Raw genomic sequence first — 17,538 nt, 5'->3', positions numbered from 1 at the left:
CTTCGGCCGATTCGACTGAGATTGTGCGGATCTCCGCGTTTCGGGGAGCTCGAGGCCGACTCGATTGGCTCATCCGCGTCCGCGTGTAGTAGTCTTTCAGGGTTGCCCCGCGAGGGGCGGCGAGGGCCTGTGGCGCAGCTGGTAGCGCACCTGCATGGCATGCAGGGGGTCAGGGGTTCGAGTCCCCTCAGGTCCACCACATCGGTCTTTTGAGAACAAACGGCTTTGTAAGAGCCATTCGCATGCGGCGTCACTCCTTCGAGAGGGGCGCCGTTTGCCATTTCGGACACGTACGTCAGAGGTTTTGGCCGTACCTTGCTGGTCGTCATTCTCAGCAACCGGCGGGGTCGGCGGTAGAGCATGCGAAGCCCACGAAGCGCTCGTGGCAGCGGTAGCTGTCACTCCGTCGGGGTGACGTGTCTCATGAGAGGGAAGTGTCGCGAGCTCCGACGACACCAGGGCATTCACTGAGTGCGCGGCTGATCTCATCGCCCGCGTGCGCGGGTGTACGCAGACCCTCTGTCGCCCGGACACCGGCCCGGGCGACAGAGGAGCCCCGATCAGCTATGCACGTCGCCGTTCGACGACGGGTGCGGCAGCGTGACCACGGTCTTCAGCGGCATGTGATCGGACGTGGTCGTCGCGATGACCTCGGCCGCGATCGGCGTCACCTCTGACGAGGTGAGTGCGTAGTCGATGCGCTCGCGCGGATTGGCGCTGTCGAACGTGTAGCCGGGGCCGTCGCCTACAACCGGCCAGGCATCGGAGAGCACCTGGGTGAATACGTCGTACTCGGCGGAGTCGGGCTGGGAGTTGAGGTCGCCGACGAGCACAGCGGGCATGCCGGCGGAAGCGGCCTTCTCGTTGAGGACAGCGGCCTGGTCGAGGCGGCCCTGCTCGCTCTGGTGGGTCAGATGGGTGTTGAACACGCGCAGCTCGACGCCGCGCACACGCACGTCTGCCTGAGCCAGTCCGCGCTGCTCGCCGCCGGGGTGGTTCGGCAGCAGCGTGTTCTCGCAGTCGTCCATCGGGTACGCCGAGAGGATCGTCGTGCCGTACTGACGCCGCTCGGTCTGGCCCGCCTCCGGGTCGAGGTCGAGGTTGGCCGAGTAACAGTACGACATGCCCAGCCGCTGCGCGAGCCATGCGGCCTGGTCGACGTATTCCGTGCGCGCACCGAAGTGACGGTCGACCTCCTGCAGGCCGATCACCTCCGCGCCGGAGTCCTCGAGCACCTGCGCGACGCGTTCAAGGTCGACCATGCCGTCGGCGCCCTGTGCATGCTGGATGTTGTACGACACGATCGTGAGCTCGACGGGAAGCGCATCGTCGGATGCGCTTGGGGCGCCGGAGCTCGAGCTCTCGGTGCTGGCGCAAGAGCTCAATGCCAGAGCGGGCAGGAGCACGAGCGCGGAAGCGACGATGCCGCTTCTCCGTCGGTGCAATCGGGCGCGGGACATGGGCGACTCCTTCACGTCGAGGTAACAATGCGTCGCAAGTGTGACATATCGACGCAGATTGTACATAGTCGTTTCACGGGGCTGTTACGGAGTCCGTGCAGCCGTGCGTCGGCTGCTCGGGTTGCCGTCACAGGGTGATGCAACATGACACACTCGAGCCATGACTGCGCACCGCTCCACGCTCAGAGCCGCCCACGCCCATGCCACGCGCATGCGAATCATCGACGCATACGTGGAGTGCATCGAAGAGGTTCCGGCCGACAGTGTCACCGTCACGCTCATAGCCGACCGAGCGGGCGTTGCCACCCGGACGATCTACCGTCACTTCCCGACTCGCACGGACCTCCTCGCTGGCCTCTCCGAGTGGAGCCTGGAGCACTTCCTCCCGATCATCGAGTTCACTCATCTCACGGAACTGCCGAGCGTCTATCGCGAGGTCGCTCGACGAATGGACGCGCGTCCGCAACTTGCGCGAGCACTGGCTTCCTCGCAGGTGGGCCGCGAGGTATACGGCGGTGTCGTACACGCCGTGCGAACCCTCATCGAGGCTGCTGTCGACCGCGACCTCCCGCACCTCCGGCCCGCCCGACGAACACAGCTGATCGCTCTCCTCATTCTGCTGGACAGTGCGCCCGCCTGGTCTCACCTTTCCGAAAACTTCGGCCTCCAAGCCGACCAGGTTTCGGAGGCGGTGGGGTGGGCAATGACGGCGCTCGTCGCTGCTGCCGCGAACGAGCACGACCCGACGAGCGGGGACATCTGATCGCCTGCATCGTCCTCAATGCGCCGGCACGAAGACGTGGAGCCGGCCCGCACGGCGGTCGCCGATCTCCATCGCGTACCTTGCTACCGCCACGCTGACGGTGCGCCGCTCCATCGACGCGCACGCATCGGCGGGCTCGTGTTCCCCGCGTGCCGCCCGCGTACGCTTCGCGAGTTCTACGACTGGCATCCGCTCGACGTCGCACCAGAGCTGGCGGCGGAGAGCATCGCCGGTGGCGAAGCCGTCATCTGAAGCGAGACGCCCACGGACGTCACGTCTCCGCCTGTCGGGACTTCCCGGGTTCGCGGAGCGCGCATGGGCGCCCGTCGTGCGCGATGAGCGCTCCAGTTCGTTTGGTCGAAGCTGTCGAGCGTGCTCGGCAATCGGGACTGCCTGCGGTGGACACGCGAGTGTGTGTCCGATCGGGCTTTCGCGTTCAGCCCGCACGTGGCCTTCTCCAGGTTCGGGGAGTCGTCCCGGCTAGGCCGTGGGGATGTATGCGGTCGACACGAAGACGTTGAGTCCGAGGACGCGGGAGAGGTAGGCGGTCGCGATCTGGCCTCGCACGCTGTTGCCCACCCCGTCCAGCCGCGGCGCGTAGGCTGCGATGCCGGCCTTGCCGGGCGCGACCGTGAGCAGTCCGCCGGAGACGCCGGACTTGCCTGGCAGCCCGACCTCGAACAGCCACTCCCCGGAGTTCTCGTACAGCCCGGATGCCGCCATCACCGCGAGCGTGTCGCGGGCGACGTCCGCCGCGACTACCCGGACGCCCCTGACCGGGTTCACGCCGCCGTCGGCGAGGGTCGCGCCCATCACCGCCAGATCGTGCGCGTCGACGAGCAGTGAGCATTGGCGCGTGTAGACGTCCACGACCTCCGCGGGGTCCTCGGTGATACGGCCGTAGCTCGCCATTAGCTGCGCGATCGCGCCGTTGCGCTGATTCGTCGCCGCCTCCGATCGGTAGACCTCTTCGTCGAGCGCGAGGTCCCTTCCCGCGAAGAGGGAGAGACCGCGCTGGATGAGGTGCCACCGGTCGGCGGCGTCCGACGCCGGAAGGAGCGCTGTGGTCGCCAGTGCTCCGGCATTGACCATCGGATTCATTGGATGGCCGTCGTTCAGTTCGATCGCGACGACCGAGTTGAACGCGAGACCGGTGTTGTTGACACCAACGACCGCCAACGCTTCCTCATGGCCGACAGCGTCGCACAGCAGCGCATAGACGAAAGCCTTGGAGATCGACTGGATGGAGAACCGGCTGCCCGTGTCGCCCGCCTCGTGCGCCTCGCCGTCGACTCCGACGACGCTCAGCCCGAAGAGGGCCGGGTCTGCGGATGCCAGTGCGGGGATGTAGTCCGCGACCGCCCCCTCGGCATGCCGGGAGGCGTGAGCGAAGGCGGCGTCGACGAGTCGGTCGATGCGGTCGCCGGCCGGCAGGGTTCCGTGGCCGCATGCTGCGGCACGGATGCGACGTCAAGCTCCATGCCCGGACCTCTTCGCTCTCTCGCGGGGCGGCACCGTGGGACTCCTCGGGGCGCGCGGCACGTCACCACGCTAGTGCTTTCACGCCACCTAGGCAGGGGAGTCCGGGTGCGAACGTCCTGTCGCCGCCGCATCGCCTGATCCGGCGCGCAGGAGAGCACGCAGGGTCTGGATCGTGTCGGCCTCATCGGGACGTTTGTCGTCGCGGTAGCGCTTGACGCGCGCGAAGCGAAGCGCGATGCCGCCGGGGTACCGCGTGGAGCGCTGGACGCCGTCGATCGCGATCTCCACGACGACCCGGGGCTCGACCCACACGGTGCCCGGCGTCTCACGGACCGCGATCCGGGGGAACCGCTCCGTCTGCCACGCGAGCAACGCGTCGGTCAGGCCTTTGAACGTCTTGCCGACCATGACGAAACCCCCGCCGAACTCTCCGGTCTCGTCGCGCGCGCCCAGATGCAGGTTCGAGAGGAGTCCGGTGCGGCGTCCGTAGCCCCACTCCGCCGCCAGCACCACGAGGTCGAACGTGTGGACGGGCTTGACCTTGATCCAGCTCGCGCCGCGTCGGCCGGCCGCGTACGACGAGTCGGTCGCCTTGACGACGACGCCCTCGTGCCCTGCGGCCAGCGCCTCGACGGCGACGCGCTCGGCGACGGCGGGATCATTCGTGACCTCGCCCGGGACCCGGTACGCTGCGGCGACGCGGCCGAGCTCTTCGCGGCGCACGCGCAACGGCTCGTCGATGAGGTCACGCCCGTCGACGTGCAGGATGTCGAAGAACCACGGACGCAGCGCGACGTCGCCCGCGTGATCGGCGCCGAAGCGCGCCATCGTGTCCTGGAACGGACGGGGCGCGTCGTTCTCGTCGAGCGCGAGCGTCTCGCCGTCGAGGATGACGTCGTGCACCGGCATCCGCCTCACGATCTCGGCGACATCTGGGACACGGTGCGTGATGTCGGCCAGGGTGCGGGTGAAGATCCGCACGTCGTCGCCGCGGCGGTGCACCTGGATGCGGGCACCATCGAGCTTGTACTCCACGGAGGCCTCGCCGGTCGTCGTGATCGCCTCGGTCGCGCTTCCTGCGGTCGCGGCGAGCATGGGCAGGACGGCGCGCCCCACCACGAGACCGACACCGGCCAGCGCCTCCGCCGAGCCGGTGAGCGCGATGCGCGCCGTCTCTCCGAGGTCGCCCGAGAGCATCGCAGCCCGGCGCACGAGCGCGGCGTCCCGGTCCGACGCGCGCGCGATCGCATCGAGCAGCACCCCTTCGAGCGCCCCCGCGCGAAGCTCGCCGAGGATCACGCGTCGGAGGAAGTCCCACTCGGGCGCGGTGGCGCGGCGGGCAAGCTCCGCGAGGGCATCGGCGCGCACGGCGACCGACCCTGCTCCCGCCGCAGACGCCAGGGTGTCGAGCGCGCGGTCGACATCCTCGAGCGACAGCGTGGCCGCGGCAGCCGGATCCGCCGTGACCGCGGCGATCCCGCGCCATCCGGTGCCGATGCGCCCCTGGCGCGGTGTGGCCACGAGGAGGCCGATCGCGATCGGGATCTCCGGCTCGTGGACCCGCTTCAGCAGTGCGGCGAGCGCGTCGACCTTCGCCAGCCGGGACCGCGTGCCGGCGACGGACTGCACGGTCTCGACGACCTCACTCAACAGCATCCCCCCATCGTTCCACCCGCCCCCGACATGGGGGAGTGACGACCGATCCCGCCCTGGTGGGTCGGCGATCCTCCGGCATCGCGAAGGCCCCGGCATCCATCGATCGGATGCCGGGGCCTTCGTCGTCGCGGGTCTCAGCTCATGGCACGCTTCGTGCGACGGCGCATGAGGAGCGCGCCGCCGATGATGAGCAGCGCGCCGCCGATGCCGCCGACGAGCACCACGGGGGTGTCGTCGCTGCCCGTCGCGGGCAGCTGCGCAACGGTGCCCGACGAGGTCAGTCCGGCGGCGGTGGTTCCCGAACCTGTCGTCGATGATCCTGTGGTCGACGCCGGCAGCGCCGCGTTGACGATGTAGTGCGCGACTGTCGTGCCGTCCTGCGCCGTGGCCGTGATCGTCACGGTGCGGCCCGACACCGCGGCGGATGCCGTGGCGTTCGGGTTCGTCGTCGTAACCGTGACGCCGCTGGTCGTGAGCGTCGTCTGCGGGTCGGTGATCGTGGCTCCGGCGGCACTGGCCGCGGCGTCCAGGGGCACCGAGACACCGTCGACGGTGATCGCGGAGACCGTCGCGTCGTTCGAGACGAGGAGGTTCGTGCGCAGGGCCGCGAAGTCCTGGTCGGTGAGGCCGATCGTCTTGCGCAGGTAGGAGTCGATGCCGCCGTACTTCGAGTCGACGTCCGACTCGAACGTGCCCTGCAGAAGCGCGGGTGTTGCCCACGTGACGTTGAGCTGGGTGTTGGACAGCAGGTAGTCGTGCAGGATGTCCGACTCGCCGACGCCGAGGATGTTGTACAGCAGGTCCATGACCGTGCCGGTGCGGTCCATGCCGTGCGAGCAGTGGATCAGCACGGTGCCGGTGGTGTCCTGCGCGATGAGGCGGAGGATCTGCGCATACGCGGTGATCATCGGGCCGCGGTCGGACGGCCCGTTGTAGCCCTTGTCGACGAGGTCGTGGTACATCACCGTGTCGTCGTTGTAGTTGCCGTCGGCGCCGAACATCGAGATGTTCACGGTCTGGGCTCCGGGCACGGGTACGTCGGGCTTGGCGGCGACCTGCGTGGGCGTGCGCAGGTCGATGACGAGGTTCACGTGGTACTCGTTGGCGAGTGTCGCGGCGCCGGCGCTGGTGATCTTGTCGAGCGACTCGGTGCGCAGCAGGCGCGGGGCGTTGACGAGCTGCCCGTTGAGACCGGCGAACGAGCCGAGCTCACGGCCGTTGACCAGGCCGGGGACGTCGGTGATGGCGTGGTCCTTCGAGGTCAGCGGGGGCTGGTTGGACGGCGAGGCGGCATTGGCGCTCGTGGCGCCGAAGCCGATGGAGCAGGCGACGACGGCGGCAGCGAGGGTGGTCGCGCCGAGTCGGCCGAGGGTTCCGCGTCGGGTGCGGTAGGCGGTCACTTGTTTCCTTACAGTCGGGGACGGGTGTCCGGATCTCTCGCGCCGGTCGGGCACGGCGAGCGGACGGTCACTCAGACTGCGTGGACTGCACGGCGCGCGTGACAACCCGTCGTGAACCGCGGCTGACGGGATCCGATGGCTTTCGTCGGCGCGGGTTATGCGAACGCTGGGAGCCCGTGTTCGCGCGAACACGGCGGTTCGCTCCCCCCAAGACCCGCGTCCCGCTGTGCTCAGGGCACGAACACGGTCCGCACGCCAGGCTCCTCCGGAGCGATCCAGACCGCCCGGACGTCGGCGATGCGTGCTGTTCGCGTCGTGACGTCGATACGGCCGTCGTCGATCGCGTCGACGAGGGAGGGGAGCTCTGCGAGGTACTCGCGGCCTCCGATCGATCCCTGCCCGCTGCCGATCAGCCGGAGATGGGCGGAGCGCAGGGCGGCCGAGGGCAGCGAGATGTCGGGGCCGGCGACGGATCCGATCTCGATCCAGTCGATCGCGCGACTGCGATCGGCGCGCGCCCGGAGGAGGGCGGGGATCGCCGCCTCCGTCGGCGCGCCCCACAGATAGTCCAGCACGACGTCGACATCCGCGGCGACCTCGGCCAGGGCGGCGGCCGAGGCGCGCGGGTCGTCGGCGAGGGCGACCGTGGCGTCGGCGCCGAGCGCCGTCAGCCGCGCGAGGCGCTGCGTGTCGCGTCCGGCGGCGACGACGACCGACCCGACACCGAGGAGCTTGGCGATCTGCACCGCCATGGTGCCGGCGTTGCCGGTCGCGCCCAGCACGAGAACCGCCGCACCGGGAGCGAGCGCGATCCGCCGGCGCAGCGCGACCCAGGAGGACATCGCGGGGTTCATGGCGGCCGCCACGCGGACGACGTCCGCGCCGTTCGGCAGCGCGATCACGCGCCGCGGGTCGACGATCACGCGCGTCGCGAGCGAGCCGAACCGGTCGTCGTCGAGCGCGAAGTACACGAGCGAGCCGTCGTCGCGTCGCCCGACACCGTCGATCCCGGGGACGAGGGGGAGGCGTCCGGTGCTGGTGTAGTGGGACCCGCTGGCGCCCGAACGCACCCGTGGATGCAGACCCGCAGCGAGGACGTCGACGAGCTCCTCGCCTTCACGCAGAGGACGGAGGTCGATCGAGCCGTAAGCCGGTGGCTCGGCGAGATCGGTGACGACGGCGGCGTTGATCCGGACCATGGAGGTCTCCTGACTAGTTCGTGTTACGTACTAATATAGTACGCGATACGAACTATGTCGATAGGATGTCGGCATGACCGACCAGCAGCTCTCGCCCGCCGACGCGCTCGCACAGCTCGCCTTCCTGGTGACGGCGAAGATCGAGGAACGCTCCGCGGCCAACGGCCTCTCGGTGATCCAGGGGCGGATGCTGGGCATCCTGCGCGACCGAGTGCCGCTCATGAGCGAGCTCGGCGCCCGGCTCGGTCTCGACAAGTCGAGCGTCAGCGGTCTGGTCGACCGCGCGGCCAAGCGCGGGCTGGTCGAGCGGGTGCCCTCGACCGAGGACCGGCGCGCGGTCCACGTCCGATTGACACCGGAGGGGCGTGCAATGGCCGCGGCCGGCGCCGACGGATTCGAAGCCGACGTCACGGGGCTCCTCGCACCCCTGAGCGACGATCAGCAGCGCGCGCTCGTGGCTCTCGTGGCGCAGCTGCTCGAGGCGCACGCGGAGGCGGAGGGCTTCGACATCCGTTGAGCGCTGCGCGGCCCGCGGCCGTGCAGGAGCGATCGGGCTCACCGACCCCTCCGTCGGTCATCAGCCCGAGCGGGAACCCTCCGCGATGCGGCGGAGCGCTGCACGGATCGGCTCCGCCCGCGCGGCGAACGCTCGTTGCTGCGCGGCGTACATGCGCTTTCCCGCATACGTCTCGACGGGGATGGGCTCGACGCCCCAGTCGCGCAGATCGTAGGGCGAGGCCCGCATGTCGACCACGCGGATGTCGCGGGCCAGCTCGAACGCGTCGAGCAGAAGCTCGCCCGGGGTGAGCGGCCCGAGCTTGACCGCCCACTTGTACAGGTCCATGTTGGCGTGCAGGCAACCCGGCTGCTCCTGCGTCGCCTGCTGCTCGCGCGAGAGCCGCACCGTGTTGCGGGGCTCCGCATCCGCCGTGAAGAAGCGGTACGCGTCGAAGTGCGTGCAGCGCAGCTCATGTGCCTCGACGACCTCGTCCGTCCCTGCCGCGCCCAACCGCAGCGGGACGGCGTGCCGTGTATGCCGGTCGCGGTACACCATCGCCCACTCGTGCATCCCGAAGCAGCCGAAGCCCGCTTCGCGCCCGGCGGTCGCGCTCAGGATTCCGGCGACGGCCCGCAGCAGCGGTCCTCGCTCCCGGCGGAACGCGTCCTCGTCCACCTCGACGCCCTCCGGGCGCGGACGGTACCACCGCCACGACGCTCGTTCGTCGCCGTCCGCCAGCACGGTCCCACCGCCGGGATGCCAGCGGCGCAGCAGCGACGGCTTGTACGAGTAGTAGGTGTAGAGGAAGTCGTCGACGGGATGCGTGGCGCCCCGGGCGGCGCGCTCGCGTCGACCGGCGGTCAGCCCATCGGCCCGATCGACGTGCGCTGCCTCTCGATCACGCCACTCGGCGCGATCGAGCACGGACACGGCGGCGATCACCCACCGAGGATAGCGGCCGCGGCGGGCGTGACCACGCGTCAGGGCTCGGAGACGGGGTCGATCAGCCCGGGGTCGTCGTTGCGCGCATCACCGACACGCGGCGACACGATCTCCACCTCGAGGGTGTCCGCGACGGCGGGTGCCGCATCCATCGCCGCGTCGAGGACGTCGCGCACGTTGTCGGTGTCCGTGTCGAGCCAGGCGTCGGCGAAGTCCTCGTCCACGAACAGCGGCATCCGGTCGTGGACGGAGCCGAGGGCGCCGATCGAGTCGCGCGTGAGGATCGTGAACGAGAGGAGCCAGCGGTCCGGGTCGCCGTCGGGCTTGGACGCGTCCTTCCACCACTCGTACAGACCGGCGAGGAACAGGGGCGCGTCACCCGCAGGATGGATGTAGTGCGGCGTCTTCGTGCCCGCGTCCTGCTTCCACTCGTAGTAGCCGCTGACCGGGACGATCGCACGGCGCGCGTGGAAGGCGTTGCGGAACATCGGCTTGTCCTCGAGCTCTTCGGCGCGGGCGTTGAACGCGCGCACGCCGATCGAGGGGTCCTTCGCCCACCCCGGGACGAGACCCCAGCGGGCGGGCTCCAGACGGCGTGTGGGCGGGTCGGTCTTCGCAGAGTCGAGCACGATCGCGGCGGTCGCGGTCGGCGCGACGTTGAAGGACGGGAGCGGCAGGCGGTCGCTGCGCTGGTCCACGGCGAGCACGCTCACCAGCTCCTCCGCGGGCCTGGCCACCACGAATCGCCCGCACATGGGCTCCAGCATAGGGGCGCGACAGAGGTCGCAGGATCGCACGGATGTCGCAGCAGCCGGCCGGAATCCTGCGACATCCGTCGTGTTTTGCGACGCTCGCGTCGATCCGCGCCGAGGTCAGTCGCTGAGCACCCCGTGCTCGACGAGCCGGTCCATGATCTCGGCGCCGTCGACTCCCGTCACCCAGGGGACCGCCGCCGCGGAGTGGTCGTCGACCACCGTGCGGCCTCCCGCGAGCACCGCCTCGGCCGGCGTCAGACGCCGGATCGCGACGGCGGCGACGTTGTCGGGATGCGCCGCGGTGAACGTCGTGTACAGCTCGTCGTCGTGCTGGCCGTCGTCGCCGACGAGCAGCCACGCGATGCGCGGGAACTCGCGCGCCAGGCGCTGCAGGTTCTCGGTCTTGTGCGCGCGGCCGCTGCGGAACCAGCGATCGTGCGTGGGACCCCAGTCGGTGAGGAGCATCGCGCCCGCCGGGAACAGGTGGCGGCGGAGGAAGCGTGCGAGCGTGGGAGCGACGTTCCAGGCGCCCGTCGACAGATAGACCATGGGGGCGCCGGGATGCTGCTGCACGGCGCGTTCGAGGAGGACGGCCATCCCGGGCACGGGCTGGCGTGCGTGCTCGTTGACGACGAACGAGTTCCAGGCCGCGAGGAGCGGCCGGGGGATGGCGGTGACCATCACGGTGTCGTCCACGTCCGAGACGACGCCGAAGCGCACGTCGTCGGCGACGACGAAGACGCGGCTCTCTATGGGGTCGGATCCTTCGACCGACATCGTCAGCGTCCGCCACCCCGGGGCGAGCGTGGCCGGGAGCACCGTGTCGACGACCCCGCCGCGGTCGGCGACGACCTCGTGCGTCGCGCCGTCGATCGTGACGCTCACCCGCGCGAGCCCCACCGGAACGGCCGCGAAGCTGCGCCAGCCACGCATGCCCGAGTAGGGGTCGGCCCGGCGCCCGGGCTTGGGTGCGATCAGCACCCGTCCGAGGACGCGCACCCAGGTCTCGGAGCCGTAGCCGGGGAAGGCCGCCACCGTCGCGGTGCGACCGCGCCGCCGGGCGCGGTGCTCGCGCCAGGCCTGCACGCGCCGTTCGAGGCGTGCGAGCCACAGGACCTTGACGGGGGTCGGAGACGGTGAGGTCACACGCCTCAGTCTTCCACGCCGTGCGTGGCCGGATCGTCCGCGTCCGCGAGGTGACGTCGCTCGAGGTGGGTGATGAGCTTCTTGGCGCCCAGGACCAGCACGAGGAAGACCACGACGACGGCGACGAAGATGTATCCGGCGAAGTGGATGCGCTCCGACAGCTCGCGGTAGGTCCCCGCCGCGGCGACGGCGAACCCGATGTAGAGCCCGGCCCAGATGGCGCACGCCGGGGCGCTCCACGCCAGGAAGCGACGGTACGAGTAGCGGCTCATCCCGACCGTCAACGGCACGAGCGAGTGCAGCACGGGCAGGAACCTCGAGAGGAAGATGGCGGGTCCGCCGCGGCGTCTCAGATACCGCTCCGACCGCGACCAGTTCGCCTCGCCGATCCGCCGTCCGAGAGCCGAGCGGCGCAGCCAGGGGCCGAGGTAGCGGCCCAGCAGGAACCCGATCGACTCGCCCGCGAGGGATCCCGCGACGACCGCCAGCCAGAGCACGACGCCCTCCGCGGGTGAGCCGACGCCCGTGCCGGCAACGATGACGATCGTGTCGCCCGGGACGATGAGGCCCACCAGCACGCTGGTCTCGAGCATCATGGCGATCCCCGCGATCACGATGCGCAGCTCCGCCGGCACCGTCTGCACGGCGTCGAGGATCCAGGTCAGGACGTCGTTCACGGCACTGAGCCTAGGGTTCGCCCGGTGGCCGTAGCCTGGGAATGTGCATCCGTCGTACACCGTCGTCGAGCTGCCGCCGGGATGCACGCCCGAGCGGGCCTTCGCGGCCGTGCGCGACGAGCCGCACGCCTTCTGGCTCGACGCCGGCCCGGGCGCCGTCCGCGGCTGGAGCATCCTCGGGACCGGTCGTCCGGCGGATCCCGCCGAGGTCGCGGCCACGCCGCTGTCCGAGGGGCCGGCCCCGCGGCACGAGGCGGGTCCGCTCCGCTCCGGCTGGGTCGGCTGGATCGGCTACGAGGCGGGCGCCGCCGCGGCCGGTGCGCCGCTCGATCCCGCGCCGGACCCGATGCCCGCGCAGTGCTGGATCCGCGCGGAACGGATCGTCTCGTTCGACCATGCGACCGGGAGGGCGTGGGTGAGCGCCCCGGATGCCGACGCCCTGGCGACGCGCATCGCCGCGGCATCCCCGGTTCCCGCCCCCGTGCCCGTCCCGAACCCGGTGGCCTCCGTCGCCCGGGTGAGCCCCGCCGAGTACGCGGCCCGGATCGAGCGATGCCGGGCGGCGATCGGACGGGGCGACGCCTACCAGCTGTGCCTCACGACCCGGTTCGAGGTCGACGGCGAGTTCGAGCCGGACACCGTGCACGCCGCGCTCCGCTCGTCCTCGCCCTCGCATCACGGCGCCTACATCCGCTCCGCCGGGCACGCGCTCATCGGTGCGTCGCCGGAGGTCTTCCTCGAGGTGAGGGACGGCATCGTCCGCACCGCGCCGATCAAGGGCACCCGGCCGCGCGGCGAGTCACCGGAGGAGGACGTCGCGCTCGCGCACGAGCTGCACGCCAGCCCGAAGGAGCGTGCCGAGAACGTCATGATCGTCGACCTGATGCGCAACGACCTCGCCACGGTGTGTGAGACCGGGACCGTCAGCGTCGAGCGCCTGCTCGAGGTGGAGAGCTATCCCGCGGTGCATCAGCTGGTCAGCGCCGTGGCCGGCCGCATCCGCGGGGGGACGACCGTCGCCGATCTGCTGCGCGCCGCCTTCCCGGCGGGCAGCATGACGGGTGCGCCGAAGCTGTCGGCGATGACCCTGCTGCGGCAGATCGAGGCGGCGCCCCGCGGCGCGTTCGCGGGCTGCCTGGGATGGATCGGCGACGACGGATGTCTCGATCTCGCGATGACGATCCGCACGGTCCTCGTGCACCCCGACGGCGCATACGTCGGGGCCGGCGGCGGCATCACCTGGCACTCGCACGCCGCCGAGGAGGTCGCGGAGGTCGGGCTGAAGGCGCGCGCGCCCCTCGCCGCGCTCGGAGCGACCGTCCCGCCGGGCTGGTGAGCGCTTCGGGTAACCTGAAAGACGCGCATCGCGCAGGAATTCCCGACATCCCTTCCGTGAGGTCCCCTCTTGTCTTCGATCACGCCGTCCGACACCGCTTCGTCCGCACCCGAGAACGGGTTCGACGTGCACGCGATCCAGGAGAAGTGGCAGCGTCGCTGGGAGGAGCTCGACCCCTTCCGTGCCGGTGGCGACGACGACACCCGGCCGCGCAAGTACGTGCTCGCGATGTTCCCCTACCCCTCCGGCGATCTGCACATGGGGCACGCGGAGAACTACCTCTACTCCGACATCGTGGCGCGCTTCTGGCGCCACCGCGGCTACAACGTCCTGCACCCGATCGGCTGGGACTCGTTCGGGCTGCCCGCGGAGAACGCCGCGATCAAGCGGGGCGCGAACCCCGTCACCTGGACCTATGACAACATCGCCCAGCAGCGCGCGAGCCTGAAGGCGTACGGCGTCTCGTTCGACTGGTCGCGCGTGCTGCACACCTCCGACCCGGAGTACTACCGCTGGAACCAGTGGCTGTTCCAGCAGCTGTTCGAGCGCGGGCTCGCATACCGCAAGGACGCGCTCGTGAACTGGGACCCGGTCGACCAGACCGTGCTCGCGAACGAGCAGGTGCTCGCCGACGGGACGAGCGAGCGCAGCGGCGCGCTGGTCGAGAAGAAGAAGCTCACCCAGTGGTTCTTCCGCATCACGGACTACGCCGACCGTCTCCTCGACGACCTCAACCAGCTCGAGGGGTTCTGGCCGCAGAAGGTCATCCAGATGCAGCGCAACTGGATCGGGCGTTCGGTCGGCGCCGACATCGACTTCGAGATCGAGGGCCGCGCCGAGAAGGTGACGGTCTTCTCGACGCGTCCCGACACGCTGTACGGGGCGACGTTCATGGTCGTCGCGCCCGACTCCGATCTGGCCGCCGAGCTCGCCGCGGGCGCCAGCGCCGAGGTCCGCATGCGCTTCCAGGACTACCTCGACACGGTGCGCGCGACGACCGACATCGACCGTCAGAGCACCGATCGCCCCAAGACCGGCGTGTTCCTCGACCGTTACGCGATCAATCCCGTCAACGGGGAGCGGCTGCCGATCTGGGCGGCGGACTACGTGCTGGCCGACTACGGGCACGGCGCCGTCATGGCGGTCCCCGCCCACGACCAGCGCGACCTCGACTTCGCCCGCGCGTTCGACCTGCCGGTGCGCGTCGTGGTCGACACGACCGCGCCGATCACGGGCGCGATCCCGGTCATCGAGCTCGACGAGAACGGCGTCCCGATCGATCCGCTCGAAGGCGCTGACACGCTCGAGGAGATCGACCCGGTCCGCACCGGCGTCGCCTTGAGCGGCGAGGGCCGCATGATCAACTCCGGGCCGCTGGACGGGCTGAGCAAGCGGACCGCCATCTCGCGTGTCATCGAGCAGCTCGAGAAGAGCGGCACCGGGCGCGCCGCGAAGACGTACCGGCTGCGCGACTGGCTCATCTCACGACAGCGCTACTGGGGCACGCCGATCCCGATGCTGCACACCGAGGACGGCCGCATCCTGCCGGTCCCCGACAGTGAGCTGCCGGTGCGGCTGCCCGAGGCCGCCGGCCTCGACCTGCTGCCCAAGGGCACCTCGCCGCTGGGCGCGGCGACCGGGTGGGTCGAGACGACCGAGCCGGGCACGGGGCAGCCGGCCCGCCGCGATCCCGACACGATGGACACCTTCGTCGACAGCTCGTGGTACTTCCTGCGCTTCCTGTCGCCGCGCAACGAGCACGCGCCCTTCGACGGCGCGCAGGCCCTCAAGTGGGCGCCGGTCGACTTCTACATCGGCGGCGTCGAGCACGCGATCCTGCACCTGCTGTACGCGAGGTTCATCACCAAGGCCCTGTACGACATGGGTCACCTGGACTTCACTGAGCCGTTCTCGAGCCTGATCAACCAGGGCATGGTGATCCTCGACGGCGCGAAGATGTCCAAGAGCAAGGGCAACCTCGTCCTGTTCCAGGAGGAGCTGGACGCGCACGGCGCCGACGCGCTGCGCGTGGCGCTCGCCTTCGCGGGCCCGGTCGAGGACGACAAGGACTGGAAGGACGTCTCGACCACGGGCGCCCAGAAGTTCCTCGCGCGTGCGCTGCGCATCGCCGCGGATGTCGACAGCCCGAAGGACGTCGTCTGGGCCGAGGGCGACAGCGCGCTTCGTCGTGTGACGCACCGCCTCTGGGCCGACGCGCCCGGACTCATCGAGCAGACCAAGTTCAACGTCGTCGTCGCGCGGCTCATGGAGCTCGCGAACGCGACGCGCAAGACGATCGACTCCGGCGCCGGTCCGACCGATCCCGCGGTGCGCGAGGCCGCGGAGGCCATCGCGATGGTGCTCGACCTGTTCGCGCCGCACACGGCCGAGGAGATGTGGGAGCAGCTCGGCTACGAGCCCTCGGTCGGACTCGTGACCTGGCGTGCGGCCGACCCGACGCTCCTCGTCGAGGAGGCCGTGACCGCCGTCGTCCAGATCGACGGCAAGGTGCGCGCGACCCTGGAGGTCCCGGCGCGGATCGATGGCGCCGAGCTCGAGCGTCTCGCCCGCGAGGATGCCCGCGTCGTCCGCGCCCTCGGCGGCAAGGACATCGTGCGCGCCGTCGTGCGCCCGCCCAAGGTGGTCAGCTTCAGCACGCGCTGAGCGGGCCCGCTCTCGGGCGGATCATAGCTGGCAGCGGGGCTCCTCCCATCCTCCGCTGCCAGAGTCCATGCGTGTTGTGCGCTCTCCCGCCTCGTCCTGCCCTGAGCATCGCCTCGTGAGGCGCCGTCTGTCGCGGCGCGAGCCCATCGCGCAGCATGGACGTCTGCGCAGTCCCGGCGTCCTGTCGCAGCTGTTGACCTTCGTCGGGGTGTCTGTCGCGGTGGTCGCGGTCTCCGCGATCGCGGTGGTCGGGTACTCGGCCTACAGCCTCACGTCGAGCTTCGCGGCGAACCAGTTCACCCTCGAGGGCGAGACGGCGCTGCCGCCCGACATCGGCTCGATCGAGGGCGGCCTCGACCTGCTGCTCGTCGGCTCGGACGAGTGCGATCCGAGCTTCTCGGCGATGTTCGGGGACCGGTGCGACGGCCCGGACGCGGAGGGGGCCCGCAACGACGTCACGATCCTCGTGCACATCTCGGACTCTCCGCGCCGTATCACCGTGATCTCCTTCCCGCGCGACCTCGAGATCCCCATCCCCGCGTGCACCGACCAGACGACGGGCCAGCCGATCTCCGCCATGAGCAAGCAGATGCTCAACTCGACCCTCGATCCCGGCGGCGTCTCGTGCGTGGCCAAGACGATCACCCAGCTGAGCGGCCAGAAGATCGACATGGCCGCCAAGGTCACCTGGGGCGGCGTGATCAACATCACGGACGCGATCGGCGGCATCGACGTGTGCGTGCAGAACGGCATCGACGACCCGGATGCGGGCCTGCACCTGCCCGCGGGCGTCACGACCGTCCAGGGCGCCGAGGCTCTCGCGTTCCTGCGCAGCAGGCACGGGGTGGGCAACGGGGGCGATCTCGCGCGCATCTCGAACCAGCAGCAGTACTTCTCCGCGCTCGCGCGCAAGATCACGAGTCCGGAGGTGCTGTCGGACATGCCGACGCTCTACCGGCTGGCGACGACGGCCGTGCAGAACATCAGCCCGAGCGCGAACCTCGCGAACCCCCTGACGCTCATCCAGATCGCGCTGGCGGCCAAGAGCGTGCCCGCCGACCAGATCGTGTTCCTGCAGTACCCGACCAAGACCGATCCGGACGACCCGAACCGGGTCGTGCCCGACGAGACCGCCGCCTCCGCGCTGTGGACGGCCCTCGCGAACAACACCGCGCTCCAGATCAGCGGCGGGGTGAGCCCGGCGGGCGGAGTCGAGCAGGTCTCTCCCACGGGGGCTCCCATCCCGTTGCCGTCGACCAGCGCGACGCCGTCGCCGGATCCGTCGGCCAGCGCCACCCCCGGAGCGGACACGAGCGTGCTGCCCTCGGCGATCACCGGCACGAATGCGAGCCAGCGCACCTGCTCCAACGGCAACGGGTGAGCGGCTCGTCCGCGGGACGCCCGGGCGCGGTGGGACGGCCGCTGCGTGGTGTCGTCTCGGCCCGGGGCGCGCCTGCGCGACGTTCCTCCACAGGCGCGCGCGGGGGTCGGTCCCTCCACCGATAGGGGTGGGCTCGCGCCGTCACGACGCGGGGATGCCTAGCGTCGGGGCGTGGAGA

At 70.4% G+C, this 17,538-nt stretch carries 15 protein-coding genes and 1 tRNA gene; 7 read left to right on the top strand and 9 right to left on the bottom strand.

The features are described 5' to 3' along the window. Positions 1-123 precede the first annotated feature (123 nt). Positions 124-199: transfer RNA gene (locus QE381_RS04075), tRNA-Ala, on the top strand. A 361-nt stretch (positions 200-560) separates the two neighbouring features. Here the strand turns inward: QE381_RS04075 and QE381_RS04070 are convergent. Further along, a complete protein-coding gene (locus QE381_RS04070; RefSeq protein WP_307215722.1) occupies positions 561-1,460 on the bottom strand; it encodes an endonuclease/exonuclease/phosphatase family protein in 900 nt (299 codons plus the stop codon). Between the two features lie 160 nt (positions 1,461-1,620). Here QE381_RS04070 and QE381_RS04065 point away from each other — a divergent pair, with 160 nt between their 5' ends. Further along, complete coding sequence (locus tag QE381_RS04065; RefSeq protein ID WP_307215720.1) at positions 1,621-2,223, top strand: TetR/AcrR family transcriptional regulator; 603 nt, start codon at positions 1,621-1,623, stop codon at positions 2,221-2,223. Positions 2,224-2,241: 18 nt separating this feature from the next. Beyond that, on the top strand, positions 2,242-2,475 hold the full coding sequence (locus QE381_RS04060) for a hypothetical protein (protein ID WP_307215719.1): 234 nt from the start codon (positions 2,242-2,244) through the stop codon (positions 2,473-2,475). A 228-nt stretch (positions 2,476-2,703) separates the two neighbouring features. Here the strand turns inward: QE381_RS04060 and glsA are convergent, their stop codons facing one another. The 4 genes from glsA to QE381_RS04040 all read right to left on the bottom strand — a co-directional run bounded on the left by glsA (position 2,704) and on the right by QE381_RS04040 (position 7,960). Continuing rightward, positions 2,704-3,639 carry a glutaminase A gene (gene glsA / locus QE381_RS04055; RefSeq protein ID WP_373426981.1) on the bottom strand — a complete coding sequence of 312 codons (936 nt, stop codon included), beginning with the start codon at positions 3,637-3,639 and terminating at the stop codon, positions 2,704-2,706. A 153-nt stretch (positions 3,640-3,792) separates the two neighbouring features. Continuing rightward, on the bottom strand, positions 3,793-5,361 hold the full coding sequence (locus QE381_RS04050) for an ATP-dependent DNA ligase (RefSeq protein ID WP_307215717.1): 1,569 nt from the start codon (positions 5,359-5,361) through the stop codon (positions 3,793-3,795). 134 nt (positions 5,362-5,495) lie between these two features. Further along, positions 5,496-6,761, bottom strand: a complete 1,266-nt coding sequence (locus QE381_RS04045) for a tyrosine-protein phosphatase (protein WP_307215716.1) — start codon at positions 6,759-6,761, stop codon at positions 5,496-5,498. A 230-nt stretch (positions 6,762-6,991) separates the two neighbouring features. After that, a complete protein-coding gene (locus tag QE381_RS04040) occupies positions 6,992-7,960 on the bottom strand; it encodes a zinc-binding alcohol dehydrogenase family protein (RefSeq protein ID WP_307215714.1) in 969 nt (322 codons plus the stop codon). A gap of 73 nt (positions 7,961-8,033) precedes the next feature. Between QE381_RS04040 and QE381_RS04035 the strand changes: the two genes are divergently transcribed. Continuing rightward, complete coding sequence (locus QE381_RS04035) at positions 8,034-8,477, top strand: MarR family winged helix-turn-helix transcriptional regulator (RefSeq protein WP_307215712.1); 444 nt, start codon at positions 8,034-8,036, stop codon at positions 8,475-8,477. A gap of 60 nt (positions 8,478-8,537) precedes the next feature. Here QE381_RS04035 and QE381_RS04030 read toward each other — a convergent pair whose 3' ends face one another. The 4 genes from QE381_RS04030 to QE381_RS04015 all read right to left on the bottom strand — a co-directional run bounded on the left by QE381_RS04030 (position 8,538) and on the right by QE381_RS04015 (position 11,979). Further along, the gene (locus QE381_RS04030; protein WP_307215710.1) at positions 8,538-9,401 is read right to left on the bottom strand and encodes a 3-methyladenine DNA glycosylase; all 864 of its coding nucleotides are present in this window, start codon (positions 9,399-9,401) and stop codon (positions 8,538-8,540) included. 38 nt (positions 9,402-9,439) lie between these two features. Continuing rightward, positions 9,440-10,156: an SOS response-associated peptidase gene (locus QE381_RS04025; protein ID WP_307215707.1), complete on the bottom strand. Its 717-nt coding sequence runs from the start codon at positions 10,154-10,156 to the stop codon at positions 9,440-9,442. Between the two features lie 117 nt (positions 10,157-10,273). After that, positions 10,274-11,302, bottom strand: a complete 1,029-nt coding sequence (locus QE381_RS04020) for an App1 family protein (RefSeq protein WP_307215705.1) — start codon at positions 11,300-11,302, stop codon at positions 10,274-10,276. Positions 11,303-11,307: 5 nt separating this feature from the next. Further along, entirely contained in the window at positions 11,308-11,979 is a 672-nt protein-coding gene (locus QE381_RS04015; RefSeq protein ID WP_307215704.1) for a DedA family protein, read from the bottom strand. Between the two features lie 43 nt (positions 11,980-12,022). Between QE381_RS04015 and QE381_RS04010 the strand changes: the two genes are divergently transcribed. The 3 genes from QE381_RS04010 (at position 12,023) to QE381_RS04000 (ending at position 17,360) form a co-directional block, all read left to right on the top strand. Beyond that, positions 12,023-13,315, top strand: a complete 1,293-nt coding sequence (locus tag QE381_RS04010) for an anthranilate synthase component I family protein (protein ID WP_307215702.1) — start codon at positions 12,023-12,025, stop codon at positions 13,313-13,315. Between the two features lie 69 nt (positions 13,316-13,384). Continuing rightward, complete coding sequence (leuS, locus tag QE381_RS04005; protein ID WP_307215701.1) at positions 13,385-15,979, top strand: leucine--tRNA ligase; 2,595 nt, start codon at positions 13,385-13,387, stop codon at positions 15,977-15,979. Positions 15,980-16,094: 115 nt separating this feature from the next. Continuing rightward, complete coding sequence (locus tag QE381_RS04000; RefSeq protein WP_307215699.1) at positions 16,095-17,360, top strand: LCP family protein; 1,266 nt, start codon at positions 16,095-16,097, stop codon at positions 17,358-17,360. Positions 17,361-17,538 lie beyond the last annotated feature (178 nt).

Source organism: Microbacterium sp. SORGH_AS_0888 (assembly GCF_030818905.1).
Taxonomy (GTDB): Bacteria; Actinomycetota; Actinomycetes; order Actinomycetales; family Microbacteriaceae; genus Microbacterium.
This window is presented reverse-complemented; position numbering and strand designations above follow the sequence as displayed.

What these genes read in the sequence shown, in the direction of transcription:
- QE381_RS04065 (WP_307215720.1), top strand. Translation starts at nt 1,621, where the DNA reads ATGACTGCGCACCGCTCCACGCTCAGAGCCGCCCACGCCCATGCCACG.
- QE381_RS04025 (WP_307215707.1), bottom strand. Translation starts at nt 10,156, where the DNA reads ATGTGCGGGCGATTCGTGGTGGCCAGGCCCGCGGAGGAGCTGGTGAGC.
- QE381_RS04060 (WP_307215719.1), top strand. Translation starts at nt 2,242, where the DNA reads ATGCGCCGGCACGAAGACGTGGAGCCGGCCCGCACGGCGGTCGCCGAT.
- QE381_RS04070 (WP_307215722.1), bottom strand. Translation starts at nt 1,460, where the DNA reads ATGTCCCGCGCCCGATTGCACCGACGGAGAAGCGGCATCGTCGCTTCC.
- QE381_RS04040 (WP_307215714.1), bottom strand. Translation starts at nt 7,960, where the DNA reads ATGGTCCGGATCAACGCCGCCGTCGTCACCGATCTCGCCGAGCCACCG.
- QE381_RS04035 (WP_307215712.1), top strand. Translation starts at nt 8,034, where the DNA reads ATGACCGACCAGCAGCTCTCGCCCGCCGACGCGCTCGCACAGCTCGCC.
- QE381_RS04050 (WP_307215717.1), bottom strand. Translation starts at nt 5,361, where the DNA reads ATGCTGTTGAGTGAGGTCGTCGAGACCGTGCAGTCCGTCGCCGGCACG.